Below are 26984 nucleotides of genomic sequence, written 5' to 3' on the forward strand. Positions count from 1 at the left end.
GTGAGAGGAGCACGTGAATTATAAGGGAATGATGTAAAATGACTGGCAAAACGCGGCTATGAATGACTCGGGCTTGTACAATACTCCTCCCTAAAAAGGGCAACCATAGGGGTATGGGCCGATGTCTCAGCATCGTACCAATCGATTATAGCCTAACGATTGGTAAAGATCAATGAAATGGCTCACAATGGATGACAGTTTTTATCGAACCTCACTGTGTATTACGCGCATTATTGGTAAGGTAGTGAAGCCCGATCGCTTATGAGGCACGGGAGAGGAATAGGTTTTGGATCTCGGGATGCGCGGTAAGCTCTTGTAACTGTTGAGAGAGCGAGACCACCTCGCCAATGATGGTGAGCGCGGGATTGGCGAACTGCTGTTCGCGCGCTTTGTCGGCGATGCTAGCCAGCGTCGCCACAAGAGTTCGCTGCTGGCTGGTGGTTCCCTCTTGAATGATGGCGGCGGGCATATGTGAGTCCATTCCGGCTTCTATCATACGTTGGGTAAGGCGCGGGAGAGCGCGTACGCCCATGAGCACAACGATGGTTCCACCCAGAGCAGCCAGAGCCTCCCAGTTGACGTTGTGGCCCTCATCTGGGGAACTGGCCTCATGTCCTGTGACAATGGTGAAAGATGAGGCGTAAGCGCGGTGCGTGACCGGGATACCAGCGGCGGCGGGCACAGCGATGGCTGAGGTAATGCCAGGAATGATCTCGAAGGGGATACCAGCTTGCTGGAGTGCCAGAGCTTCTTCTCCACCACGCCCGAAGACATAGGGATCGCCGCCTTTGAGACGGACCACAAGCTTTCCCTCGCGCGCGTAGCTAACCAACAGAGCATTGATCTCATGCTGCTTGAATGTATGGTGGTGAGGTTCCTTGCCCACGAAGATACGGAGCGCCGAGGAGTGTGTCTCTTCCAGGAGTTCGGGAGCGGCGAGGCGGTCATAGAGAACAATATCTGCTTTGCGTAAGCAGCGGAGACCTTTGACCGTGATTAGTTCCGGGTCGCCAGGTCCGGCCCCCATGAGAAATACCTTGCCTAGGCGTGCTTGCTCCATATCGCGTGCCCCCCTTCTTGTAACTCCTGTATAAAGGTGTCTATGGTTACGTTAATACCATAGGGTTTAAGCAATTCGATGGTTATATATATTGCCTCATCATGCGTGCCCGCCTCAAGTTGTTGGAGGATCGGAGAGGCGTAGTACACACCAAAGAAGTCATCGCGTTGGTCATAGGAGACTCCATGTGCGCGCAAGAGCTTCCGTGCGACCGTCGCCACTTGTAGATAGAGGTCATACGTGGAGGGGAAGAGTGCTTCAAGCTGTTGACGTATGCGCTTGGAGAGGCTGGGGCTGGCGCCCTCAGTTGAGACAGTGATAGTGAGCTGTCCACGGCGTAGGATCGATGGCAAGATGAAATTGCAGTAGGCCGGGACGTCGACGATATTGAGCAACTGCCCACGCTCTTGCGCCTCCTGCCAGATGGCCTCGATCAACTGTTGATCTGTAGTCGCGGCAACCACGACGAAGGCGCCTGCCAGATCGCCAGGCTCAAAAGCTTTAGGACGCAGCGTCACTTGGGATTCCCACTTCTGAGCCAGGGCCTCGATTTCGGGCGCGAAAGAAGGGCTGAGGATAGTAACATACGCGCCACAGTCCAGGAGAGAGGTAGCCTTCGTGGCGGCTATAGCATCGCCGCCAATGACAAGGGCTGGACGCTGGCGTATATTGAGCATAATAGGGTAATAGCCGGGCATGGTTGCTCCTGTGACGAAGGATGATAGACCCCACCGTAGTAGGCTGAATCTAACTCGAAAGTGGCTCCACAGCAACGGCGCCATTGCCGGACTGTGGGAGATGAATGGACTAGAGTATCGATAGGAATACTAATGAAGCAGCGATGGTGAGGCCGCTTCGTCACGTAGCCGCTCAATTCCTACGCGATGACAGAAGTCCCCAAAGCCTTCCTGTGGGTGGCGTTCCGCTTTCCAGAATGCCAGCAGTGGCTCAATGGCCGCGACAAGGTCTTCGGTATGAACAGAGGCCGCATAGAGCGTGTTCATGCGCGTATTGAGCAGGTCCCCTCCAACGTAGATGTTGTAAAGGTTTTTGGAGCGGCCCACAAAGCCAATATCTCCCATGTATGGACGCGCGCAGCCGTTGGGGCAGCCTGTCATACGCATGCTCAAGGGCTCGCCGTCCAGGCCCAGTGCTCGCAGTGGCTCCTCAAGCGCTTGTACAATATCTGGGAGCGCGCGTTCGGCCTCTGCCAGAGCCAGCCCACAGGTTGGTAGTGCCGGGCAGGCCATAGCGAAGCGATAGTGTCCAACCTTTGTGGGATCGGTCTCGATACCATAGGAATGAAGCTGTGCCTCAATCTCCACACGGTCCGCTTCCTGAATGTCCAGTAACATGATGTTCTGCTGCGCTGTGAGTCGTAGCTCGGGACGATAGCGCTTGATGACTTCGCGTAGCCCACTCTTCAGGCGAAGCCCTTCTTTGTCATGGATGCGCCCGTTCTGGACATGTAGCCCCAGGAACCAGTTGCCATTAGCCTGCTGATGCCAGCCCAGATGGTCCTCAGCCGCATGAATATGTACCGGGCTTGCTGCCTGGAGCTGGTAGCCCAAACGCTCCTCAACCTGCTGACGGAACCAATCGATGCCGCGCTCCTCGACAACGTACTTCATACGAGCATGCTTACGGTTCGTGCGGTCGCCGTAGTCACGTTGAACGGTCATAATGGTCTCGACGACGTTTAACGCTTCATCTGGCGTCACATCGCAGAGCGGTTCGGCGAGGCGAGGATAGGTCTCGCTCTTACCGTGGGTCATACCCATACCGCCGCCAATGACGAGGGTAAATCCCGCCAACTGTTCGCCTTCCAGGCGCGCGATGAGGCCAACATCCTGCGTATAGATATCAATGCAATTATCGCCGGGGAAAGCCACACCGATCTTGAATTTACGGGGCAGGTAGGTCGCTCCATAAATTGGCTCGACCTCCTTCTCATCGGCGATAGTCTCGACCTTCTCACCGTCAATCCAGATCTCATGATAGGCGGTACTGCGTGGCGCGAGACGCATCGCGATGGCGTGTGCTATCTCCTGCACGCGAGCCTGAGCACGGTTGCTGATAGGTGCGGGGCAGGCCATAACATTGCGGTTGACATCACCGCAGGCCGCGAGGGTACTCAGTAGCGATTGATTGATGGCCGCGATAGAGCTCTTGAGATCCCCCTTGAGGATACCGTGTAGCTGCAAGCTCTGGCGTGTGGTGATGCGGAGCGTTCCGTTGGCGTATTGCTCGGAAATTTCGTCCTGAGTGAGATATTGTTCAGCCGTAAGCGCGCCGCCTGGAATGCGCGAGCGCACCATAAACTGGTAGGCCTTCTCAGTATGAGCTGCTTTGCGCTGCTGGCGAGCGTCTCGATCCTCCTGCTGATAAATACCGTGGAACTTGATAAGCTGTGTCTGGTCCTCAGTGAAGCGTGGGCCTTCAGCCTGAAGCTGCTCGGAGATTTTGCCGCGCAAGTGCTGACTTTCAAGCTTAATATGCTCGACTTTACTGCCTTCACCTGGACCAAGGTGCTTTAAGTCGGTTGTCTTCTCTCCCTCATGACCGGTTGCCATAGCTTACCCCTTCTGCGAAGAAATCCCGCAATCATCCGTCTGCATAAATGTTGATATAGTAGATCAACAAAATAGGATCTTGCTTACAATATAGACGCTAAATGTGCCTATGTCAACCATTCCTGTGAGAATCTTTTCTGGTGAGCCTCCGCTCAATCCCTAAAGGAAAGAGAGGTTTGGCCCAGCAATGCTGGGCCAAACCTCTCTTTCCTTTCAATCTCCTATGCCGTGACGCGCTTGCGTGTACGGGGGGAAGTTGCCTTGGAGGGCAGGCGGAACGCGAGGAAAGGGCTGCTATGGTTCTCAGGCATGTAACCGCGCAGGTGTGTTCCCTTTTCTTCATACTCCTCGCACTCTATAGTGCCATACTGATGGAACTGAGCAACAAGGTCTCCACGATCATAAGGGACGAGCACGTCTAGCGGCACGAATTGGCTGATGAGCGTCTGGCTGGCGCAGCGCAATAGTTCCTCAATACCGCTGCCTTGTAAGGCTGATACTTTCACCTGTGGTAAGGCGCTTGCGATTCCCTCAAGGGTTGGCAAGGGTGCATCGGGATCAAGGTTATCACACTTGTTGAGCGCGATGACCATGGGCATTCCTCCCGCCCCGATCTCTTCCAGCACCTCTTCAACAGCCTTGATCTGATGATTTACATGTGGATGCGAGGCATCGACGACATGGATCAGCAGGTCCGCGGCGTTGACCTCCTCTAGTGTGGCACGGAAGGCCGCGACCAGGGTGTGGGGAAGGCGTTGGACAAAGCCAACAGTATCGGTGAGCAGGAATTCCTGTCCCCCTTCCAGGCGCGCGCGTCTCGTCGTTGGATCAAGGGTTGCGAAGAGCTTATCCTCGGCGAAACTATGCGCTCCAGAGAGGCGATTGAGCAGGGTTGACTTACCCGCGTTGGTGTAGCCTACCAGGGCCACGACTGGCGCGCCGTTAGACTTGCGCCGATCCCGGTGTAATTGGCGTTGAGTTCGCACCTGTTCCAGATCCTCAAGGAGCTGGTCCTTTTGGCGGCGTAGCAAACGGCGGTCAACCTCGATCTGCTTCTCACCTTCACCGCGCTGCTGCGTGCCACCGCGCTGGCGCGAGAGGTGAGACCACTGTCGAGCCAGGCGTGGCAGATCATACTCGATCTGAGCCAATTCAACCTGTAGACGGCCCTCACGTGTGCGTGCACGCTGACCAAAGATGATCAGAATGAGCGCGGTGCGGTCGAGGACTTGCATTTCAAGCTCGCGTTCAAGGTTGCGATGCTGGACGGGCTTGAGTTCAAGGTCAAAGATCACAGCATCGCAATCATGGAACTTCGCAAGCTCGGCAATCTCCTCAACCTTGCCTGTGCCAACTACAGTCGCGGGATGTGGATGCTGGAGGCGTTGGATCATGCGGTCCGCGCAGATGATGCCTGCGGTCTGAGAGAGTTGTGCTAACTCGTCTAATGATTCATCTACGGGCCAGTCATTCTCTGGAGTATCAATACTCACCAGGATTGCACGGCGGGGGGCCTCCGCCAGTAGCCCTTTCATAGGCTTTTCGTCGTATGTAGTCTCGTTGGCGTTATATTGTTCGGTCATGTCTCTCCTTATCTCTCGCTCTCCAACTCGCGACATATGGGGTGTAGTTGTCTGTTCATTTATTGATTTCTGCGATTGACGCAATTGGAAGCTCCTTATGTATTGGGCCATATCGGGGCTATGATAAACGTGTCTGTGTAGGAGCTCTCAGGGCGAGTACAGTGGTGAAAAGTATTCGTCAATATCACGAACAACGTAGAGACGAATAGTATGGAATGAGATGGAGAAGAAGGGTCATAAAAGGCAGGGATAGGGAAGAGTTGAGGTATCCAGGTCTCTTGCGCCCTTTATAATAAAACCTTCTTCACCATATATCACCAAGTGTACACGATCACCCAGGCGAATAAAGTCGCGCGTGAGTGATACTAATGCCTGGCAGAAAAGCCATATGAGCATCCCACGTGGTTGATAAGGTTACATGAAGGCGTTTATCACTAGTTCGCACTCTCCTGGTTACATATTGATAGCATCAAGTGTACACTATTTTTGTGCCAAAATCAAGTGGCCTGCGAAATTCATAATTGCACAGTTTTATAAGCTGGAAATGGGTGTGTATGCCCATCTCCAGCTTATAAAACTGCTCTCAGTTAAAGGTGATGGGCAATGTGCTCACGCCACGGAAGACCATGCCTGAAAACCACTGCACATGCTGCTCGTCGACAAGGGAGGCTGTGCTCAGGCGCTGAGAGAGGGCGCGGAAGGCAATCTCGGCTTCCAGGCGTGCCAGTGGCGCTCCCAGGCAAAAGTGAATGCCCTGTCCAAAGGCCATATGGTGGTTCTCCTTGCGGTCGAGATGCAGGACATCGGGATCGGCGAACTGCTCGGGATCGTGGCTGGCGGCCCCCAGAGAGATGAGCACGTTTTGGCCCGCCTGAATGTGCTTGCCTCCGATCTCTAAATCTGAGGTGGCGAGACGCGAGGTTGCCTGAACGGGACCATCATAGCGCAGGAGTTCCATCACTGCCAGTGAGGTCTGATCGGGGTGAGCCTTGAGCCAGGCGAATTGCTCAGGATGGCGTGCCAGAGCTACGAAACCATTGCTTAGCAGATGTGTTGTTGTGCCATGTCCGGCTGCCAGCAGGAGCATGCAGTTGCTTAGAAGCTCATCTTCACTGAGTTTATCCAGTCCTTCATGCGCATTGATGAGAGCCTGAAGAAGGTCATCACGTGGTGCTTGCGCGCGCTGAGCGATAAGCTGGCGGAAGTACTCAGTGAATTCACGCATGCCGTAGAGAGCGCGGATAGCATCATCCTCGGTGATATTCGTACTCTCAAGGAGCATACTCAGATCACCCGCCCAGAGGATAAAGCGCTCGCGATCCTCTGGTGGTACTCCAAGCAACTGGGCAATGACGATAGCTGGGAGTGGATAGGCAAAGTCCGCCATTAGATCGGCCTGCCCTTTCTCTTGCATCTGATCTAGCAATCGATCAACGAGTTGCTGAATTTCATTGCGCATGGATTCGACAACGCGGGGAGTGAAGGCTCTAGCAGTCAGGCTACGGATACGTGTGTGATCGGGTGGGTCGAGGAAGAGCATCTGGCGCGTGATCGCGTAAATAGTGGGCTGAACCACCTCCTGAAACATAGGTGGTAGCCAGTCTACATTGAAATTAAAGCGCACGGCGGAGAAATGAGGATCGCGCAGAGTCTTGATGACGTCTTTGTAGCGAGTAAGAACCCAACCTTGAATCTGTTCATCCCAATAGACAGGATCAAGCTCTCGAAGCTGATGGTAGAGGAGATAGGGGTTGTCCTGATAACGTTCCTGCGAGACCTGCAATAGGCTGAGACCGCTCTCATGCTGTGTTGACACGGTTCGTCCATCCTTTCGCTTCATTGCGTAAATATCTAATAGATGACGAAAGAGGATATCCTCTAGCATGTACGCATGAGAGGGCAGAGTGTTGTGACAGGAAGGGGGGCCGAGGGATTGACCTCCCTCGGCGATATGGTACTTTAAGGATTAGGCGCGTTCTAGCAGTTCATCGTAGCGTGCGTCGTAGTGAACGATGCGCCCCTCTGGCATAAGTAGCAGGCTATCTGGCTTGAGGTTACGCACAAACTCGACATCGTGCGTCACGGTTAGGATCGTGCCGTTATAGTCGCCCAGGGCCTCACCGACGATGTTACGCGATGTGGCATCGAGGTGAGTTGTGGGCTCGTCAAGGACGAGCAGATTGGGCCCGTCGAGAACCATCTTCGCCAGAGCCAGACGTGTCTTCTCGCCACCACTGAGTGTCTTGATCTTCTGGAAGACGCGCTCTCCATTGAAGAGGAAGCGCCCCAGGATGCTGCGAACACGTTTGATGTTGTCCGGTAGGATGTCGCTTGCTTCATGGAGAACGGTATTCTCATAGTCGAGACCTTCGTTCTCCTGTGCGTAGTAGCCTACGTGGACACGATCACCCATGATGACCTCGCCACTGTTGAGTGGTGTCACGCCAAGGAGCGTCTTCAGCAGGGTGGTTTTGCCTGCACCGTTGAGGCCGACAACGACCAGGCGTTGTCCGCGCTCTAACTCAAAACTGATATTATTGAAGATCTCCTTGCTGCCATAGCTCTTGCTTAACTGCTCCGCCATAAGTACAAGCTGGCTGCTCTGCTGGCGCACGGGGAAGCCGATCTTAATGCGTCGACTCTCCTGCGGTAGATCAGGCTGGCTGGATTCTAGCTCGGCGATGCGGCGATCAATAGAGCGGCGCTGGCTTACGCGCGTTGCACCAAAGCGGCGTAAGCGGTCGGAGGTCTTGCGCAGGCGCGAGATTTCGCGCTCCTGCTGCTTCTTAGTTTTTTCAAGCAGGGCCTGAGCATCGCCTGTCTGTGTGAGATAGTTGCTATAGGTGCCGCGATACTCCTCAAGCTGATGCGTGAACTCGTTGAGGCGCAGAATCTTAGTAATGCTGCGATCCAACAAATCCAGATCATGCGAGATGATGAGCAATGCTCCGCGATAATCCTGTAGAAATTCCATGAGCCAGCCTGCTGCCTCGACGTCGAGAAAGTTTGTCGGCTCGTCGAGCAGGAGTAGTTCAGGTGATTGGAAGAGCAGGCGTACCAGGGCTAATTTGGTTTTCTGTCCGCCGCTCAGGGTGCTCACGGCTCGATCTAGTGTCATTCCACCGATATTGAGACCTGCGATCAGCTCTTCACAGCGCGCGTCAGCCTCGTAGTACCCCAGGCGTTCCAGGGAGTCTTGAGCCTGAGCAAAGTGTTCGAGTAGGTCCTCCAGATCATTGCCGTCGGCGTTGGCGATCTGTAGCGAAAGGCTTTCGTATTCTTGAACAGCCGTGTCGAGCCCTGTGCTATTGAAGACGAAGTCGCGTACGGTACCCTGCTCGGCTGTGCCCTCTTCATGCGCGATATCCTGTGAGAGGTAGCCAAAGGTGCGTGGGCGGCTAACTGAGCCGCCGTCGGACTCCATTAGCCCGGCGACGATCTTGAGCATCGAGCTTTTCCCCGCGCCATTAACGCCGATCAGCCCTGCTTTCTCGCCGGGCGCGACGGTAAAAGAGACATTGTCGAGGATCAGGCGTGCCCCATAGGAAAGTTGTAGACGATTCACTTGCAGCATAAACTGATGTTATCTCCTGTGCGTATCTTTCAGCATGATAATGTTGGTTAAAGTGTGATTAGAGGCTTGCTCAGGCACGATGAGGCCGCCTGTAAGGATGGGGCAGGGGAAGTCTCTCAAGCATGGCTGATGCTACCGCGAAGCACACAAACAGCAAGAAGCATTTCCGCTGCCTGGCGACGCACACCATGAAGTGAGTAAACAAGAAGGGAGGAAAGAAACTGGATTATGACCAGATTGAAGATGACAGCCAAACAGCACCCTGCATCATATTGAGGGGGTCTGCCAACCGTCGCGTGCCACTTTCCTACCGCACAAGCCCGGCGTGGTCGCTCATGCGGCAATGATTATTGTGAGAGGTAAACCTTGCATGAGAGTTTTCTCATCTCTGTTTGTGCTAATCTATCGGTTAACGTTGAGGTATCTCTTTAACGATACCATCAACTTTGCGAAAAGTCAACCAGTAAGCCGTCCACTGTGTGGGCCTTCGGGTCAGGGTATGGTGCAGGCAAAACTGGCATCGCCAGTTTTGCCTGCACCATACCCTGACCCTTTGAGCGCCAGAGGCGCGAAGGTTGTCTCATAAGAGAGGGAGCAGCGACTTTCCACAAAATCGCGGAAAGTCGTGCAAATAACCCTTGACAGTATGATGGGGAGCATGTTATAACTTTTAACGGTGGTGCGAAACTACCGAACCGAATAAAGAGAAAGCCATGATGGGACGAGTAACGGTTGAGTGTCACGTCCAGAGAGTGGGCGGCTGGTGAGATGCCCATACGTTGATGAACCGCGAAAAAGACCCGAAGCTGTGAGCAGAAATCACGCAAGAGCGCGAGAGTAGATCTCACCGGAGGCCCCCGTGAACGGGCAGTGAGCAGAACCGTCAGGTTTGCCCCGCAAGGCTGGCATCGAGAGATGGCAGCGAAAGAAGGTGGTACCACGGGAGCCGTTTCACATCCAGGTGAGCGCTCTTCGTCCTTTAGAGAAGGATGAAGGGCTTTTTTGTTTGTCTTGTTATCCTGAATATGGACCGAAAATTTAATAACGTATAGGCGTCGATGGGACGAGTAACGGTCGACCTGAGCAGACAGAGAGCGGGTATACGCTGAGAACCCCGTATGCTAGAGCCGCGAAAAAGACCCGAAGCTGTGAGCAGAAATCACGCAAGAGCGTGAGAGTAGATCTCACCGGAGGCCCCCGTGAACGGGCAGTGAGCAGAACCGTCAGGTTTGCCCCGCAAGGCTGGCATCGAGAGATGGCAGCGAAAGAAGGTGGTACCACGGGAGCCGTTTCACATCCAGGTGAGCGCTCTTCGTCCTTTAAGAGAAGGATGAAGGGCTTTTTTTATTGCTCTCTGCTCTCTTGAGAGGACACATATAAGTCCCGGTGAGATATTTACTATCTATTGAGCAGTGAAGAGCTAACATACTTTTGAAGCGTTGTTCTTAGAATAAGTGCTAAAGTCTTATGTGAAAACCAACGTCGCTGTCGCGCTCGGGTTTTTGGATAAGGAGTAAGGAGTGAGAACCATGATTTCCCATCCAACACAGATCGCTAGTTGCCCAGAATGTGCCGGAGAGGTTGAGTTGAGAGACGTAATGGTGGGCGAAATCATTTATTGCCCTGACTGTAACGCGGAACTGGAAGTGCTCAATCTAGAGCAGCCAGAAGTCGGCCTGGCTCCCGAAGTAGCGGAGGACTGGGGCGAGTAACCTCGGCGGGTAGCGTAAGGGAAGGAGTAATCAAGCATGCGGCTGGCGATACTAGCTTCACGCATTCGTGTGGAAGAGAAACTGCTGATAGAGGCCTTGCATAAGCGTGCCATAGACTTTGATGTAGTCAATGATGGCGAATTATTACTCGATCTGGCGCGAGGCGGTGAGGAGTGGCGCAAGTATGATACTGTCTTCTGCCGGAGCTTGAGTCAATCTCGCGGACAGGCCGTGTTACAGGTCTTAGGTGCCTGGGGTATTCCCACAGTTAACACCGCGGAGGTCACTGCGCTCTGCAATGATAAGCTCCTGACCACGCTAGCTCTTCTGAAGGCTGGTATTCCCACGCCTCGCACCTTGTTGGCTTTCGAGGAAACAACCGCACTACAGGGAGTTGAGAGGCTCGGTTATCCGGTTGTACTGAAGCCAACAAGCGGCTCCTGGGGCCGTCTCCTGGCACGTATCAATGATCGAGACGCGGCTGAAGCTGTGCTTGAGCATCAGGAGACGCTAGGAGGTTATCAGCACCAGATTCATTACATTCAGGAGCATATTCGCAAGCCGCAGCGCGATATACGCGCCTTCGTAGTGGGTGAGCGCACCATTTGCGCCATCTACCGCGTGAGCGAGCATTGGGTTACCAATACGGCGCGTGGGGCTGTGACGAGCAATTGCCCGGTGACCCCAGAACTGAATGCTCTCTGTGTGCGAGCCGCGCGGGCTGTAGGTGGTGGCATTCTAGCGGTGGATGTCTTTGAAGATGAACAGCGAGGATTCCTCGTTAATGAGATCAATGCCACGATGGAATTCCGCAATAGCATTGCTCCTACAGGTGTCGATATCCCTTCCGAGATGCTCGATTATGTACTGGCGCGTGCAGGCGTGCGTGAGGAGGTCTTGCTATGAGTCGTATGCGCGCCGCGATTGTGGGTGGCTCAGGCTATACCGGTGGTGAACTGGCACGCCTCCTACTCTTTCATCCTGAGATTGAACTGACACAGGTAGCTTCAAACAGTCATGCCGGACAATTCATACATAGCGCTCATCCTAATCTGCGTCGGCTAAGCACATTGCGTTTCTGTCATCCAGACGACCTGACGGCATGCGATATCCTTTTTCTCTGCTTGCATCATGGCGAGTCTATGGATGTTCTTACGCGTTATCGCTATCTTGCTCCACGTATAATCGACCTCTCGGCTGACTTCCGCTTGCGTGATCCGCAACTCTTCCAGCGCTGGTATGGTGAAGAACATCGTAGTGCTGAACTATTAAGTGAGGCCGTCTATGGTATGCCCGAATTGTATCGTGCCGAACTGGCGGAGGCTACTCTTGTGAGTGGCACAGGTTGTATGGCGACCGCCGCGATCCTGGGTTTGGCTCCCCTCTATCGCTCAGGCCTGGTTGATAGCGAGGTTCCACTGGTGGTCGAGGCCAAGGTTGGATCGTCGGCGGGGGGCGCGAAGCCCGGAAGTAGTAGCCATCATCCTGAGCGTAGCGGCGCGTTACGCTCCTTCCAGCCCACGGGCCACCGCCATAGCGCCGAACTTATTCAAGAACTTGGGTTACTTGCCGGGCACGGAACGGCGGGCCTGTCTCAGCGTGTAGCCTTCTCCGCGACTTCCGTGGAATTAGTGCGAGGTATCCTGGTGACGGCACATGTCTTCGTTAGAGAGAACATCGACGAGCGCACGCTCTGGCGGGTCTATCGCGAATCCTATCAGCGCGAACCCTTTGTGCGCATCATCAAGGAGCGCACTGGCATCTATCGCTATCCCGAACCAAAGATTCTGGCGGGTAGTAACTTCTGCGATGTGGGCTTTGAACTGGACGCAGAGCAAGGACGCATAGTTGTGATGGCTGCTCTGGATAATCTGATGAAGGGCGCAGCTGGCAATGCTGTCCAGTCCATGAATTGTATGTTTGGTTGGGATGAGACGCTGGGTCTGGGCTTCCCAGGCTTGCATCCTGTCTAGCGGCTCGCGAAGGAGAAGAGAGTATGACGCTGGTAATTAAGATCGGCGGCGGAGCAGGTGTCGCTACCGCTTCTATCCTGAGCGAGATTGCGGAACTGGTACGCGCGGGGCAGCAGGTGGTATTGCTGCACGGTGGCTCGGATCTGACCAATACGCTCGCGCAACGCCTGGGTCATGAGGTACGAACTATCACCTCACCCGGCGGCATGACCAGCCGCTATACCGATGCCGAGATGTTGCGCATCTTCGCCCTGGCGGTCGCGGGCGAGATCAATACTGATCTGGTGTCATCACTTCAGGGGCAAGGGGTAAACGCGTTGGGGTTGGCTGGCGTCGATGGACGTCTACTGCAGGCCCGGCGCAAGACTGCCATTCGTTCCGTCACGCCTCAGGGACGCGTGCAGATCATTCGTGACGACTATACAGGGCTGATCGAGCAGGTGAACGGCGATTTATTGCGGCAACTGCTCGATGCCGGATATACCCCCGTCGTCGCTCCCCTGGCGCTTGGACATGAGGGGGAGCGCCTGAATGTGGATGGGGACCGTGCGGCGGCAGCGGTCGCGGCGGCTCTTCAGGCGGAGACACTGGTAATCATGACCAATGTGAGCGGCTTGCGCCAGGACGCGAACGATCCAGAGTCGCTGATTCCTCGTATTCCAGCCGAGCGGCTGGCGGACTATATGGAATACGCGCAGGGGCGCATGCGGAAGAAAATCCTGGGTGCTCAGGAAGCCCTGGTAGCGGGTGTACAGCGCGTCCTGATTGGAAATGAAAGCCTGCGTACTGTGCTCAACGGCGCGGGAACGCATATCGAACATACCCACCTCGCGGTAGAAAGGAGCTAATCAATATGATTATAGCGGATGTCGCGCGGGTCTCACTCGCGGACGCTATTCGAGAACAAGAGAGCCAGTATACCAGCGGGGTGTATGGTAAGCGTGAGCTCTCCATTGTGCGGGGTGAAGGGGCCACCCTCTGGGACGCGGACGGACATGAGTACATTGATTGTGCCTCTGGTCACGGGGTCGCGAACATAGGGCATGGTCGCTCCGAGATTGCCGCCGCGCTCTCAGCGCAGGCGCAACGCCTGATTACCTGCCCCGAGATTGTCTATAACGACGTCCGAGCAAGCCTGCTTGCTCGGCTGGCCCAGGTGACTCCGGCTGGCATTGAGCGCTTCTTCCTTTGCAATAGTGGTACGGAAGCCATTGAGGGAGCCTTTAAGTTCGCTCGTCTGGTGACCGGGCGCACACAGATCATCGCCACCATGCGCGGCTTTCACGGGCGTAGCATGGGAGCGCTTGCCGCGACCTGGGAGCCACATTATCGTGAGCCTTTTGCTCCTCTGCTTCCAGATGTTACACATATGCGCTATAACAGCCTGGAAGCGGCGGAGGCTGCGATCAGCGAGCGTACAGCGGCAGTTATCATCGAGCTTGTGCAGGGTGAAGGCGGCGTGCATGTTGCTACACGCGAATATGTTGAGGGCGTGGCGCGCCTCTGTCGTGAGCGCGGCGCGTTGTTGATTGTTGATGAAGTACAGACCGGATTTGGTCGGACCGGGCGACTCTTCGCTTGTGAGCAATATGATCTTCAACCCGACATTCTCTGTATGGCGAAGTCGCTGGGTGGCGGTGTACCAATGGGCGCTATTGGTCTGGGAAGGCGCGTCATAGAAAGCGGTCGCATCAGTCGGGGTGTACATGGCAGTACCTTCGGTGGTAATCCCTGGCTTGTGCCGCTGCGCTTGCTACGCTGGATATCCTTGAGCGTGAGAACCTGCCTGACCGTGCGGCTCGTCTCGGAGCCTATGTTATTGGTCGCCTGCGTGGTATGCGCTCGCCCCTTGTGCGTGAGGTACGTGGAAGCGGCCTGCTGATTGGTATCGAGCTCAAGCGTCGAGCCCAGCCTTACCTTGAAGCCCTGATCGAGCGCGGTATCCTGGCCCTTCCGGCTGGTCCCAATGTCCTGCGCTTGCTCCCCCCACTCATCATCAGTCATGAGCAACTCGAACGCGTGCTGGACGCTCTGGAAGAGGTGCTTGAAGGGAGCCGTGCCATGAGCGAGGCGCATGAGCTTACCACAAGCGAGGAAGCATCCGAGCAGCTACTGGCAGATCCCGAGGTCGCGCTACTCCATAATATGCTCACCATTCCCAGCCTCTCACGCCGCGAGAGCGCCCTGGCTCACTATCTGGTAGAGCAGGCGCACCAACGGGGGCTTTATGCCCACGTCGATGAAGTGGGCAACTTTGTCGCTTGCACACATGAAGAGTTGGGTGCGCAAGCGCCAATTGTTCTGCTCGGACATATGGATACTGTGCCGGGTAACATTCCCGTCCGCTTCGAGGATGGTCTGCTCTATGGGCGTGGTGCAGTCGATGCCAAGGGACCGCTCGCGGCCTTCCTCTGTGCTGCGGCTCGCCTCCAGCGGAATGAGACACCTGAGACACCAGTGCTGGTCATTGGAGCAGTTGAGGAAGAGTCCGCGACCTCCAAAGGGGCGCGAGCCGTTGTTGAGCGCTATCGACCTGCGGCCTGTGTGATTGGCGAGCCAAGCGGAAGTGGAGCCGTGACCATTGGCTACAAGGGGCGCTTGCTGGTAGAGTGCCGCGTCGAGCGCGACTCCGCGCATAGCGCGGGACCCGAGCGGAGTAGCAATGAAATCGCGGTCTCATTCTGGGAGCGTGTACGTGCCCATGCTGAGCAGTGGAATGCCGAGCAGGCCAATGGTTCGCCCTTTGCTTCCCTGCTACCCTCTTTGAGAAGCATGAGTAGCGTCCAGAATGGCATGGACGATCAAGCGACCTTACTCATTGGCTATCGCCTCCCGCCGCGCTTCGATATTGATGGTCTACGCGAACAGCTTGAAACCTGGGCTCAGAGCGAGGACGTTCAGCTTCATTTCTCGGGCGAAGAACTTGCCTATCAGGGGTCGCGTGCAACGCCTCTGGCGCGTGCCTTTGGGCGGGTGCTACGCGAGGACGGGTATACCCCTCTCTTCAAGTACAAAACTGGCACATCTGATATGAACGTCGTAGGCCCCGTCTGGGGTGAGAATATCGTCGCCTATGGTCCCGGCGATTCAAGCCTGGATCATACTCCCAATGAGCATATCTCCATTGCCGAGTATCATCACGCTATCGGGGTGCTTGAGCAGGTATTGCGGAGGTGGAATGGATAACCATGAGAAGAGAGATACAACTACTCGATTCAACGCTTCGCGAGGGCGAGCAGTTTGCCGGGGCTTACTTCAGCGCTGAGCAACGCCGTTCCATCGTGAGCCTGCTGGACGCCGTAGGCGTACCTATGATCGAACTACCTTCGCCTATCGCCTCGCCGGATACACGCCAGGCTGTGGAGGATCTCTGCGCACTTGGCACGCGCGCGAAGCTGGTCGCGCATGTGCGCTGCGCCGAAGCTGATGTACTGGCCGCGCTTGAGACGCCAGTGTATGGCCTCAATCTTTTCTACGGCACCTCGACCGAGTTGCGCTCATTCAGTCATGGGCGGCGCATTGAGCAGATCATCACTGATGCCGTCCCCCTCATCAAGCGTGTCCGAGCCGAGGGGCGCTATGTACGCTTCTCGGCAGAGGATGCCTTTCGTAGCGACCTCATTGATCTGCTTACCGTTTTCGACGCTGCGGTTGAAGCGGGAGCCCAGCGTATCGGTCTGCCGGATACGGTTGGGGTCGCGACGCCGCGCGAGGTCGAGCGCATGATTCGGCTCTGCGCTGAGCGCTATCCTGGTGTTGGCATCGAGTTTCATGGACATAACGATACGGGGTGCGCCATTGCCAACACGGTTGCGGCTCTGGAAGGTGGGGCTGATTGCCTGGATGTCACCGTTCTGGGAATTGGTGAGCGTAACGGCATCGCCTCTCTGAGCGGACTGCTCGCGCAAATGTATATTCACTATCCCGAACTCCTACCTTCGTACGATCTGACCCGCCTGCCACTACTGGATCAATACGTTGCGCAGAGTCTGAATGTGGCGATACCTTTTAATAATCCCATCACCGCGCCCGGAGCCTTTACGCATCGCGCGGGTATCCATACTAAAGCTGTTTTGCGCAACCCACGTGCCTACGAGATCCTCAATCCCTTGGATTTTGGCCTGGTCCGTAGCGTGGACGTGGGGTCGCGCTATACCGGGCGCTATGCCGTCGGACATCGCGCCGTCGAGCTTGGGTTGAACCTGGGAGGAGAGGCCCTCGCTGATCTGACCGCAGCCCTTAAGGCGCATGCCGAGCAAGGGGCCATGAATCAAGAGGAAGTGGACGCGTTTATTCGCGCCTGGAATCACACACAGACCACATCATCAGAGGAGGAACATCTTATATGGGAACATTAGTCGAGGAGATCTTTAGCTACAAGTTGGGCCGCCCCGTGGAGCAGGGCGAGACCGTCGTCGTTGAAGTCGATCATGTCATGAGCCACGATACGACCTCACCTCTGGCGATCCAGGCTTTCCGTAAACTGGCCCCGGTCACTGGTGGCCGCGTCTTCAATTCTGACCGCGCGCATGTCGTCTTTGACCATATCATCCCCGCCGCCACTATCGCCGCTGCCACCCTTCAGCGTGACGTACGCTCGTTCGCACGTGAGCAGGACATTACTATTCTGCAGGAAGGTATTTGCCATCAGGTCATGCCTGAGAAAGGCTTTGTCACCCCTGGCTCAATTATTGTAGGCGCTGACAGCCATTCCTGTACCTATGGTGCGTTGGGAGCCTTTGGAACTGGCATGGGCTCAACCGATATTGGTGTGGCCTATGCCACCGGGCGCTCCTGGTTTCGCGTTCCCACGACCATCAATGTCCGTCTGACGGGCGAACTGCCAGAGGGGGTCTATGCCAAAGATGTGACGCTTGAGATGGTGCGCCAGGTTGGCGTTGACGGCGCGAACTACCGCGCCATCGAGTATACTGGCGACCTTGTCGAGCGCATGTCGATCAGTGAGCGCTTTACTTTCTGCAATATGGCGATTGAGATGGGCGGCAAGGCTGGACTGGTCGCGCCGGACGAGACCACGCGTGAGTGGCTGCGCGGGCGTACCGACAAAGATTATCCCATGCTGGCTCCGTGCAATCCACACTATGAGCGCGTCTTCGAGATTGATGCCTCGCGTCTGGAGCCTCAGATTGCTTGCCCGCCTGATGTCAACAATGTTGTCTCTGTGCGCGAAGTCGAGGATGTCAAGATCGATCAGGTCTTCCTCGGTACCTGCACCAATGGTCGCCTCGATGACCTCGCCATAGCCGCCTCTATCCTGCGTGGGCGTACGATTAGCCCTGAACTACGCATGGTCGTTATTCCGGCCTCGCGCGAAGTCTACCGCGAGGCCATGCGCCTCGGCTATATCGATACCTTCGTTGAGGCGGGTGCCTCCGTGGGAACGCCCGGCTGTGGACCCTGCATCGGTCGCCACTTTGGCGTCCTGGCTCCGGGCGAGCGTGCCCTCACGACGATGAATCGCAATTTCACCGGGCGCATGGGTGATCCCACCGCCGAAATTTTCCTGGGCAGCCCCGCTACCGTAGCGGCAACTGCTCTCACTGGTCATATAACCGACCCCCGCGAGTTCCTCCAATAAAGCGACGTGATGTGTTTTTGAAAGCCATTTGTGAGTTTCTTCTACCTTTGAAAGGATGAGTATAGATAATGGGGCGTATCTGGAAATTGGGCGATAATATCAACACTGACGTGATTATCCCTGGACGCTATAATGTGACGACCGATCATGCGCAATTGGCGCGCTACTGCCTCTATGAGGTCCTGCCGCAGTTCTCTGAAGAGGTGCAGGAGGGTGATGTTATGCTTGCCGGGCACAACTTCGGTTGCGGCTCCTCGCGTGAGCACGCGCCAACCTCCATTCTGGCGAATGGCGTCAAGGTCGTCATCGCTCGTAGCTTCGCGCGCATCTTTTACCGTAACGCTGTCAACATTGGCCTGCCGGTGTTGATCTGCGAGGAGGCTGTGCAGGGGAGTGAGGATGGTCAGCAGATGGATGTCGATCTCAAAAGCGGTATCATTACCAACCTGACCACGGGCCAGCGCTTCCGGGCCGAACCACTCGACCCCTTCGTGGCGCGTATTGTGGCAGCCCATGGCATTATCAACTATATCCAGCAACAGGGAACCCTGAGATGAGTGATGTACAGAAGCGATCACACCTGGAAGTCTGCGTTGTCGCGGGAGATGACGCGGCTCCCGAGGTGGTCTTACCTGCCGTCTCTCTCCTGCGTGATCTGGCACCAGCGATACACTTTACGCAAGCCGTGAGCGGACGCGAGGCCCAGGAGGTCTATGGCGATCCCTTTCCCGCCGAAACGCGAGCAGCGATAGATGCCGCCGATTGTACGCTCTTTGGCGCGAGTGGCGGTCCCAGTCGCCCGGTCCTCTGGTATCTGCGCTGGGGGAAGCAGACCTATGTGAATATTCGCCCGGTGCGTTGGTTACCCGGCTATCAAAGCCCCATGCGCTACCCTGAGCGTATCGACTATGTGATTGTGCGCGATAACTTGGAGGGGATGTATCCACCACGTGAGGGCGCGCTGGCCGAAATAGGAACCCTCGCCAGTAGTGCTTCCTGGTGGCAGGCTCCACCTGTTGCCGAGACTGGCGCATATGCCGTACGTGTCAGCACGGACACCCAGGCGCGTCGGGTGGCGGCGTACGCGTGTGATCTGGCCTTACAGCGCCTTGCCGATGGCTATCCTGGGCGAGTCACGCTTGGAGCCAAGTATTCCATCCTTCCTCGTACGGATGGTCGCTTTCGTGAGATCGTGCGCGAAACTGTGCGCGAGCATCCTGAATTGAGCTATCAGGAGTTTCTGATCGATGACCTGGGCCGCAGGATGATCGCCGCGCCCGAGACGCTGGACGTGGTAGTATTGGGCAATGAGCATGGTGATATCCTCGCCGATGTCGCCAGTGGCTCCATTGGTGGGCTTGGTCTCTCGCCTAGCGCCTGCTATGGTTCGGACTATGCCTACTTTGAGCCTGTCCACGGTTCCGCGCCTGACATTGCCGGAAAGGGCATCATTAATCCAACCGCTATGCTGCTCTCCGGGGCTATGCTTCTCACTCGCTATGGCTATCGCGAGCAGGCTCAAAGGCTTGAGCATGCTCTTGCCCGCGTCTACAGCGATGGTCATATCCTCCCCGTAGACCAGGGAGGCAATGCCAGCACCAGCGACTTTATTACCGCTGTTCAAAGCTATCTCTAGCCATGAGTACTGAGGATTGACGCTAACGGTATATACTAATGTCTATAGTGCTCAGAGGTGAGGGAAAGTGTGCAAAAAAATGGAGCGTGCTCCATTTTTTTGCACACTTTCCCTCACCTCCTAAGGTCCGCGAAGCGGACCGGTTCTTGCTTGCGCGGAAACTGGAATGCCCTGAATTCTGATCCAGGAGGATAGACAAAATATATGCCTTATCGTAAGCAATTTGAAGTGATAGATGAAGCCTTTAGTGGCGATTCGCGTGTGCGCGTCTTTCGCTCTGCCTTCGCCGAGAGCGAGGAGAAGGACTTGATGGAGGTGGATGCGTATGTCATTGTGACGCGCGATTACCTTGTCATCTGCGATACTCTGCTCTGCCCAGAAGATATGCGTTCCCTTATGCAGGAGATGAAGGGGCTGGTAGGGAAGCGGCAGGTGCTGGTCGTGAACAGCCATGCCGACTGGGATCATGCCTGGGGCAATTGCTACTTCCAGGGGGATGAAGTTGCGCCCATACTCGCTCATGCCTTCTGCCGCGAGCGTATGCTTACTTTGGAGGCTCAGAAAGGTCTTGATGATTACCGGGGACGCTTCGATTGCTTCCAGCAGGTCGTGCTTAAGCAGCCTACTATTACCTTTCATGACCAGATGACCATTGAGGGTGGGGACCTAACACTGCAGCTCTTGCACACGCCGGGGCACCAGCGTGATCAGATTGCCCTCTGGATACCTGAGATCCGCCTGCTGCTGGCCTTTGACGCGGCTGAATTTCCTTTACCTTCCCTGGAAAGCGCTCAGGCCGCGCCACAGATGCTAAACTCTCTTGAGCGTATGCATGCTCTTGGTCCAGAACGCGTCCTCACTGGACATGGTAAGCGCAATAGTCCTTCTATTCTCGCCCACAATCTAGCTTACTTCCGCGAGATCGAGCGACGTGCTCGCAACCTCTTGAGCGATGGAGTATATCAGACTAGCGATTCCGAACTCAAAAATGCCTCGGCCCTGCTGGACTACTCATTTGAGGAGGCGGTCGCAGCACTAGAGGGGCCTATCGAGGATGAACACTTTTACCGCTGGGTTCATGATCAGAACTGTCGCCATATCCTCCACTGGTTAAGTGAGCAGCATATGTAGGCGCAGAGCTTTAGCCTGCGCAGAGCCATCCCAATCGACCTGGCCCGCCGCTATAGGCTTGTTACTAACTTCTGCGTATAGTCATCAATCTGCCAGGAGCCATTGCTCAGGCGAGTCAGTGTCCCTTGCCAGTCGTAGGTATGCTGGAAGTTTCCCTTCTCAGTTGCGCTGATGATAACCTCGACATGGAACTGGTTCTTGTTCTCTAGCTGTTTCACCTCCTTGAAGCGAATACTTTGCTGCACCGTATTCGCGTAGCCAGTGGTAAACTGTTCCAGTGTGAGCGTCCGCATCTTATGTGGTCCAAGCATCTGATAAGCTTGCTTAAAGCGCCTTTGATTAATGTCCTGGTTGTAGCGATTATAGGCGCTTTCAGCCTCTGTCGCAGTAGGGGCAGCTAGAGGCGTCACCACAGGAGAGCCCTGAGTGATTGGCGTGGTGTCCGGTACCCGAGGAGAACCAGAAGGATGATTGGCATAAACCAGGAATAGCGTCAACAATAGACCAGCAATGAGAGCCGCTACTAACCAGCCCCAGCCACCACGCCGGGGCTGCGTGCGTGGTTTGTGTGTATTTGCTTGTCCGCGCCTGCCGGGCTGCGAGACGGGCTCTCGGCGTACGCTTACCGCGTGTGGTGGGCGCGAATTGCCGGGACGTGATGAAGCGGCATGGGGAGGGCGGCTAGCTCCCCGGTTACTCACAGGTTCCGAGCGCGCTGATGGTTGGCGCGAGGAGTATTCTCGTACCAATGGTGGCGTAGGCTCTGCGTTGATATGATGTGGCCTCTGAGCGCGCACTGCGTTATGCTGATCTGAGGAGCGTGAGCCATAATAATATTGGCGTGTTCCACTGGGGGAAGCGCTACGAGAGCCTGGCTGGATAGCCTGCTGGAACGCCCGTGCCAGTTCTCGCGCGCTTTTATAGCGATCTTCTGGGCGTTTGGCCGCCGCCTTGCGCAATACCTGATCGACCGCGCCAGGGATGTTATGGTTCTGTTCGTGTAGCGAAGGTAGCGGCATATGCATATGCTGCTCCATCAGGTCGACGTTCGCCTCTTTAAAGGGAATGTCCCCACTGAGCATCTCATAGAGGATAATGCCAAGTGCATAGATATCGATGCTCGCGTCGAAGTTGCGCGTGCGGAACATCTCAGGGGCCATATAGGCAGGTGTTCCCAGCACCATCCCATAGCGTGTGAGTGTTACCTGATCGTAAGGATCATTGCTCATACGGATGCGCGAAATACCAAAGTCCGCCAGTTCGACGTCGTTCTCTTCCGTTAGCAGGATGTTGCTAGGTTTGAGATCGCGATGGATAATTCCCACGTCATGAGCATAGTCCAGCGCTTCGCTGATCTGGCGCAAGTAGTTGTTGGTCTCGCGTAGCGTGAGGCGTCCCTTGGTATTGAGTATCCTATCCAGGCTACTCTCCTCATGACGCATAACGATATAGGCTAGATGCCGTTCTTCGCCATAGTCATAAATGGGCACGATATGAGGGTGGTCAAGCCGAGCAATAATCTTTGCTTCACGCCGAAAGCGCTCTAGAAAGTTTGTGAAGTCCTCCCCATCATTACGCTTAGATGGTCGCAGTACCTTGATCGCGACCGAGCGAGTTGGTTTCTGCAAAGTCTTCGCGGAATAGATGACACTCATCCCACCATGCCCCAAACGCTTTGTTATGTAGTAGTTACCAAGTATGGTACCTAATAATTCATCATCTGTTATCATTGCACCCACCTCCCAGAGTCATGCTTCCACATTCCTCTGTATCCTCATTTGCTACTCTACACGTGTGAGCTATCTCCCTTATACACGAATTCTCTCTACAGTAAGTAAATGTGGAATAGTATTTCTCCCTCTCATAGGTAAAGACGTAGAATAAGTGTCATTGTCTAAAAGATGTAGAGCGTTTCAGGATTGCTATCAGGTTGAGCAGACTGGCTCAAGTTTGTCTGGGACTGCGATGCGAGAGATATGGGGCTAGTAAATAGACCAAGTAAAATTGTCGAGTGGGAGTAGGAATATATTGCTAAGAAGCCCTATGGGGGCATTCTCTCCATGATTATTACCGCTTTTGCGGGGTCGCGTCAGAATAGATGAGTAGTGGAGGCAACGCTTATGCCCCTTTAAGGACTACCCTGATATTCTGATTCATTCCTAATACTATATTCATCGTTTATTTACAATCCCTTGCTATACTAAAACTATCAAGAGAAGCTTGATGAAGCTATAGAGAGAAAGGATTATGCTAGCTATGAGTCACCAAGTATTTGCGCAGGAAGATTTCTTCATGTATATCCCCACATGCAATGATATGCAAGAGCATACTCTCATGGCTGGTGAAGATACACAGCAGTTCGACAAAGGACAGCCATTCAATTTCGAGGATTGGGTGAAGATCGCGCTCCCCGATTCACTCGTTGTCTATGCTCATAAGTGGAATGAGCGATAGTAATTTCAAGCATTGTACATGCGTATTGGACGCGACAGAGCATCCAGGGGTGACTATTTCGTGGTGAATGGGCGGCTGGTCTGGATCTTCTGTCGCTTTTGTATATCTTCTAGCCGTGCGCCTTCAGACTCTTCACACTCGATGCTATCATAGGAGAAGGGGTCTACCCTTCTCCTATGATAGCAAAAGAACTTAACCATAAAGATAGAAGCAGATCGGAAGGTTTGTGTTATGAGTCAGATCATCGTCACCAATGAGCGCATTATCAATGCCAGCCCCTCAGAAGTTTATGCTGTCCTGAGCGATTATAATCAGAGACAACAGTTCTTGCCAGAGAATTTTCACAATTATACCGTGGAGAAGGGGGGACATGGCGCGGGAACAGTTGTACAGTATCGCCTGCATGCTGCCCAACGTGAGCGTGACTATCGTCTAGGAGTTGAGGAGGTTATCAAGGGCAGGGTTATTCGTGAACGTGACTTCGGCTCCTCATTTGTAATTACCTGGACCCTTTCTCCGGAGAATGGAGGTTCGCGGACACGTGTTGGGGTTGCTAGCGAGTGGACTGGTGGTAGCGGTGTTGGTGGTTTCTTCGAGCGAACCTTTGCACCCATGGGCCTGCGTAATATCTATGACAATGTGCTCGACCTGCTGAACGCTCGCCTTACGGGTGAAGAGAAGCCCGCGCTCAAGACGCGTCTCTCCAAAGACCTCTATATTCCCTTGTTAGCCGCAGGTGTCATCATTGGCTTTCTCATCAGTCGTCGTCGCACGAAGTAAATCCTCTTAAAAATGGGGTAGATATAAAGGCATCCCATATCCAGGGGGCCACGAAGGCCCCCTGAATTTCCATCCGTACGGGGTTTGACTTATTGGGTAATCGCTCCTTCGGAAGCCGATGCCACCAGTTTGGCATACTTAGAGATGACCCCCGATTTGTAGCGAGGCGCGGGCGCTTGCCAACCCTTGAAGCGCTCAGCGATCTCTTCGTCACTGAGATCAATGGTCAGGCTGTTATTAGGTGCGTCAATGGTGATGATATCGCCATCGCGCACGATAGCGATAGGACCACCAACCTGAGCCTCAGGCGCGATATGTCCAACCACCATGCCATGCGTGCCACCAGAGAAGCGACCATCGGTAATCAGGCCCACGGTCTCGCCATAGCCCTGACCAACCAGTGCCGAGGTTACTGCCAGCATCTCACGCATACCGGGCCCACCCTTGGGTCCTTCATAGCGAATGACCACCACGTCTCCGTGTGTAATCCTGTGGTTCATGATTGCGTCAAAGGTGTCCTCTTCGGAGTTGAAAACCTTTGCTGGACCACGATGGGTTGTTGTCTTGAGACCAGCGATTTTGCAGACTGCGCCTTCTGGAGCCAGGTTGCCTTTGAGGATAACCAGAGGACCACTGGGATGCAGCGGCTTCTCCAGGGGCATCACGATCTCCTGCCCCTCGGCAAGATCGGGAGCGTTCTCCAGGTTCTCAGCTAGTGTTTTGCCTGTAACTGTGAGGGTGTCGCCGTTGATGAGTCCTGCCTTGAGCAGGTACTTGAGTACAGCTTGAACGCCGCCCACGCGGTCGAGATCGGCCATCGCGAAGCGCCCGCCTGGCTTGAGGTCTGCCAGGTGTGGCACGCGTTTGCCAATACGCGTAAAATCGTCGATACTCAAGGGGAGATCCATCTGGCGCGCGATAGCGATCAGGTGGAGCACCGCGTTAGTTGAGCCACCCAGTGCCATGACCAGGGTAATCGCGTTCTCGAAGGCCGCTTTGGTCATGATCTGACGTGGCGTGATCTGGCGTTCGATCAGGCGCACCACGGCCTGACCTGCCTCATAGCAGTCTAACGCCTTGCGTGCGGTTACGGCAGGCGCGGAGGAACTGCCAGGGAGTGACATACCCAGGGCCTCAATCGAGGATGCCATCGTGTTCGCGGTATACATGCCACCACATGAGCCCGCGCCAGGGATCGCGCTACACTCAATCTCCTTCAATTCCTCTTTGCTGATCAGTCCATTACTGTATTTGCCAACCGCCTCAAAGACACTGACGATATCGACATCATGTCCGCGACAGGTACCGGGGAGAATGGTGCCACCATAAACAAAGATGCTCGGAATGTCGAGACGCGCGAGTGCCATCAGACAACCAGGCATATTTTTATCGCAGCCGCCAAGCGCGATGACACCATCAAAGCGCTGTGCGTTGCTAACAAGTTCGATGGAGTCAGCGATCACCTCGCGGCTGGGAAGGGAGAATTTCATGCCCTCGGTCCCCATCGATATACCATCACTGATGGTAATGGTCCCGAAGATTTGGGGAGCACCTCCACCAACGCGCACGCCTTCTTTGACTTTCTCGGCGAGGCGGTTGATATGGGAGTTGCAAGGAGTGATCTCAGCCCATGTACTTGCAATACCAATCATTGGCTTATTGAAGTCCTCATCAGTGAAGCCAACGGCACGCAGCATCGAGCGGTTGGGAGCGCGCACCTCACCGCTGGTAATGGCCTCGCTGCGGCTATTGAGCTTCAGCGAGGTGGATGGGGTAGGTTTCTCGGTCTCTGACATGCTGGCAACGCATCCTTTCATAAATAATGGAAATGAAAAGTGCTAAGACGCGCGAATCCGCGCGTCTTACTTTTGGAGGTATTTGGCCCTATTATACTCCAAGCTGTAAAGAAGTGGGATTGGCGGCTTAGTCAAGCTTGGTAGATGCATTCATAATACCTCTTCTTGTATACTTCTGTGAACTGATGTGCATCGTTTCTGATGTAAAACTGATGTACATCATTTTGCCTTCATGTGGTCATGGCGATGCATTGTCTTTTCTGTTTAATGGCTTCTGCGATTTTTCAGCGCTTCGTGATAGCCTTTAAGAATTTTTGCATCAGACTTGACTATATCTAACTCAAAGGCTAGCCGCTCACTACCACGGTCAATTCCAAGTTGCTCTACCACTTTAAAGCCTGCGCTCTGCATAATACGGATACCTGTGGGGGTGGAGCTTGTACCATGAAGTTTGGTGACAATGATGCCCTGTTCTCCCCACTCCCTAAAGGTTTCCGATAGTCCCATAAGAAGCTGGGTCCCATACAAAGTTCTGCGAGCAGGCGGTACAGTTGGGGTAGTTGCCATTTCCATAACGATGCACTCTAGCGGTTGCCCTGGAACAAAAGGTTCTATATCTCTAACATCAAGATCTTTGCCTCTTAGTTGCCCTTGCATGAAGCTTTGAATAGCTTCTTGCTTAAAGGGAATGATGTTGATGAAGGCTACCAAGTCATTGTGGTCATAAAGGTGATAATCAACATCCGGGTTATGCTCTAAGAAATTTCTACGAGTGGCTACTGTATGGGCAGCTTTCCCAAAGATAAGGTATGATAGCCTGAATTCCTCTTCTAAATCCTCGATTGCGGCTTTTCTGTATATCAAGCCTTCTGGTACATCGGCGATAATAGCTGCTTCAATTCTTCTGGCAAGCTTGTCTACGCTCTGTTTGGGATAAAGATACTGTTTCCTTCCTGGTAACAGAACTTTCTCTATACGTCCTGCCTTCACCCAGTATTGAAACTTGTCATCAGATAGGTCTAGCACTTTACGCGCCTCGCCCGCTGTGTAGTACAGATCCTTAATCTTTGCTGTCTGCATATGACCTCACTTTCGGCAATGTAGTTAGAATAT

21 protein-coding genes and 1 pseudogene are annotated in these 26984 nt (G+C 54.5%); 13 read left to right on the forward strand and 9 right to left on the reverse strand.

Translation table 11 applies throughout. From position 1 onward, the window contains the following. Positions 1-259: 259 nt before the first annotated feature. The 6 genes from cobA to K3T82_RS15080 all read right to left on the reverse strand — a co-directional run bounded on the left by cobA (position 260) and on the right by K3T82_RS15080 (position 8790). The gene (cobA, locus tag K3T82_RS15055; protein ID WP_220194258.1) at positions 260-1060 is read right to left on the reverse strand and encodes a uroporphyrinogen-III C-methyltransferase; all 801 of its coding nucleotides are present in this window, start codon (positions 1058-1060) and stop codon (positions 260-262) included. Beyond that, the gene (locus K3T82_RS15060) at positions 1042-1758 is read right to left on the reverse strand and encodes a precorrin-2 dehydrogenase/sirohydrochlorin ferrochelatase family protein (RefSeq protein WP_220194259.1); all 717 of its coding nucleotides are present in this window, start codon (positions 1756-1758) and stop codon (positions 1042-1044) included. The genes cobA and K3T82_RS15060 overlap by 19 nt, the downstream gene beginning before the upstream one ends. A 129-nt stretch (positions 1759-1887) precedes the next feature. Then, on the reverse strand, positions 1888-3633 hold the full coding sequence (locus K3T82_RS15065) for an NADPH-dependent assimilatory sulfite reductase hemoprotein subunit (protein WP_220194260.1): 1746 nt from the start codon (positions 3631-3633) through the stop codon (positions 1888-1890). A 221-nt stretch (positions 3634-3854) separates the two neighbouring features. Further along, positions 3855-5216, reverse strand: coding sequence for a GTPase HflX (hflX, locus tag K3T82_RS15070; RefSeq protein WP_236031161.1), 1362 nt, complete (start codon positions 5214-5216; stop codon positions 3855-3857). A gap of 583 nt (positions 5217-5799) precedes the next feature. Then, positions 5800-7032, reverse strand: a complete 1233-nt coding sequence (locus tag K3T82_RS15075; protein WP_220194261.1) for a cytochrome P450 — start codon at positions 7030-7032, stop codon at positions 5800-5802. Positions 7033-7182: 150 nt separating this feature from the next. Continuing rightward, the gene (locus K3T82_RS15080) at positions 7183-8790 is read right to left on the reverse strand and encodes an ABC-F family ATP-binding cassette domain-containing protein (protein ID WP_220194262.1); all 1608 of its coding nucleotides are present in this window, start codon (positions 8788-8790) and stop codon (positions 7183-7185) included. A gap of 1529 nt (positions 8791-10319) precedes the next feature. Between K3T82_RS15080 and lysW the strand changes: the two genes are divergently transcribed. From lysW to K3T82_RS15135, 11 genes and pseudogenes are all read left to right on the forward strand, one after another. Beyond that, positions 10320-10502, forward strand: a complete 183-nt coding sequence (lysW, locus tag K3T82_RS15085; RefSeq protein WP_220194263.1) for a lysine biosynthesis protein LysW — start codon at positions 10320-10322, stop codon at positions 10500-10502. A gap of 36 nt (positions 10503-10538) precedes the next feature. After that, positions 10539-11408, forward strand: a complete 870-nt coding sequence (lysX, locus tag K3T82_RS15090; RefSeq protein WP_220194264.1) for a lysine biosynthesis protein LysX — start codon at positions 10539-10541, stop codon at positions 11406-11408. Then, positions 11405-12475, forward strand: coding sequence for an N-acetyl-gamma-glutamyl-phosphate reductase (argC, locus tag K3T82_RS15095; protein WP_220194265.1), 1071 nt, complete (start codon positions 11405-11407; stop codon positions 12473-12475). The genes lysX and argC overlap by 4 nt, the downstream gene beginning before the upstream one ends. 23 nt (positions 12476-12498) lie before the next feature. Beyond that, positions 12499-13323 (forward strand): [LysW]-aminoadipate kinase, encoded by an 825-nt coding sequence (locus K3T82_RS15100; protein WP_220194266.1) that lies wholly within the window; start codon positions 12499-12501, stop codon positions 13321-13323. A gap of 5 nt (positions 13324-13328) precedes the next feature. Next, positions 13329-14461 (forward strand): annotated as a pseudogene (locus K3T82_RS15105) (aspartate aminotransferase family protein); the annotation flags it as partial. A 75-nt stretch (positions 14462-14536) separates the two neighbouring features. Then, positions 14537-15661, forward strand: coding sequence for a [LysW]-lysine hydrolase (locus K3T82_RS15110; RefSeq protein WP_268886661.1), 1125 nt, complete (start codon positions 14537-14539; stop codon positions 15659-15661). Positions 15662-15663: 2 nt separating this feature from the next. Beyond that, positions 15664-16833, forward strand: a complete 1170-nt coding sequence (locus K3T82_RS15115) for a LeuA family protein (RefSeq protein ID WP_220194269.1) — start codon at positions 15664-15666, stop codon at positions 16831-16833. After that, positions 16821-18074: a 3-isopropylmalate dehydratase large subunit gene (locus tag K3T82_RS15120; RefSeq protein ID WP_220194270.1), complete on the forward strand. Its 1254-nt coding sequence runs from the start codon at positions 16821-16823 to the stop codon at positions 18072-18074. Before K3T82_RS15115 ends, K3T82_RS15120 begins: the two co-directional genes overlap by 13 nt. Positions 18075-18142: 68 nt before the next feature. Beyond that, positions 18143-18631 carry a 3-isopropylmalate dehydratase small subunit gene (locus K3T82_RS15125; RefSeq protein WP_220194271.1) on the forward strand — a complete coding sequence of 163 codons (489 nt, stop codon included), beginning with the start codon at positions 18143-18145 and terminating at the stop codon, positions 18629-18631. After that, complete coding sequence (locus K3T82_RS15130) at positions 18628-19710, forward strand: isocitrate/isopropylmalate family dehydrogenase (RefSeq protein WP_220194272.1); 1083 nt, start codon at positions 18628-18630, stop codon at positions 19708-19710. The genes K3T82_RS15125 and K3T82_RS15130 overlap by 4 nt, the downstream gene beginning before the upstream one ends. 204 nt (positions 19711-19914) lie before the next feature. Next, positions 19915-20841, forward strand: coding sequence for an MBL fold metallo-hydrolase (locus tag K3T82_RS15135; RefSeq protein ID WP_220194273.1), 927 nt, complete (start codon positions 19915-19917; stop codon positions 20839-20841). A gap of 50 nt (positions 20842-20891) precedes the next feature. On the opposite strand, the gene K3T82_RS15140 is transcribed toward K3T82_RS15135, so the two are convergent. Next, a complete protein-coding gene (locus K3T82_RS15140) occupies positions 20892-22571 on the reverse strand; it encodes a serine/threonine protein kinase (protein WP_220194274.1) in 1680 nt (559 codons plus the stop codon). Positions 22572-23097: 526 nt separating this feature from the next. On the opposite strand from K3T82_RS15140, the gene K3T82_RS15145 reads away from it, so the two are divergent. Both K3T82_RS15145 and K3T82_RS15150 read left to right on the forward strand, forming a co-directional pair. Then, positions 23098-23295 carry a hypothetical protein gene (locus tag K3T82_RS15145; protein ID WP_220194275.1) on the forward strand — a complete coding sequence of 66 codons (198 nt, stop codon included), beginning with the start codon at positions 23098-23100 and terminating at the stop codon, positions 23293-23295. A gap of 231 nt (positions 23296-23526) precedes the next feature. Next, positions 23527-24075, forward strand: coding sequence for an SRPBCC family protein (locus tag K3T82_RS15150; protein WP_220194276.1), 549 nt, complete (start codon positions 23527-23529; stop codon positions 24073-24075). A gap of 89 nt (positions 24076-24164) precedes the next feature. On the opposite strand, the gene ilvD is transcribed toward K3T82_RS15150, so the two are convergent. Both ilvD and K3T82_RS15160 read right to left on the reverse strand, forming a co-directional pair. Further along, positions 24165-25871 (reverse strand): dihydroxy-acid dehydratase, encoded by a 1707-nt coding sequence (gene ilvD, locus K3T82_RS15155; RefSeq protein ID WP_220194277.1) that lies wholly within the window; start codon positions 25869-25871, stop codon positions 24165-24167. A 264-nt stretch (positions 25872-26135) separates the two neighbouring features. After that, the gene (locus K3T82_RS15160) at positions 26136-26951 is read right to left on the reverse strand and encodes a helix-turn-helix domain-containing protein (protein WP_220194278.1); all 816 of its coding nucleotides are present in this window, start codon (positions 26949-26951) and stop codon (positions 26136-26138) included. Positions 26952-26984: the final 33 nt, after the last annotated feature.

This window comes from Ktedonospora formicarum, from assembly GCF_016587355.1.
GTDB classification, from domain to species: domain Bacteria; phylum Chloroflexota; class Ktedonobacteria; order Ktedonobacterales; family Ktedonobacteraceae; genus Ktedonobacter; species Ktedonobacter formicarum.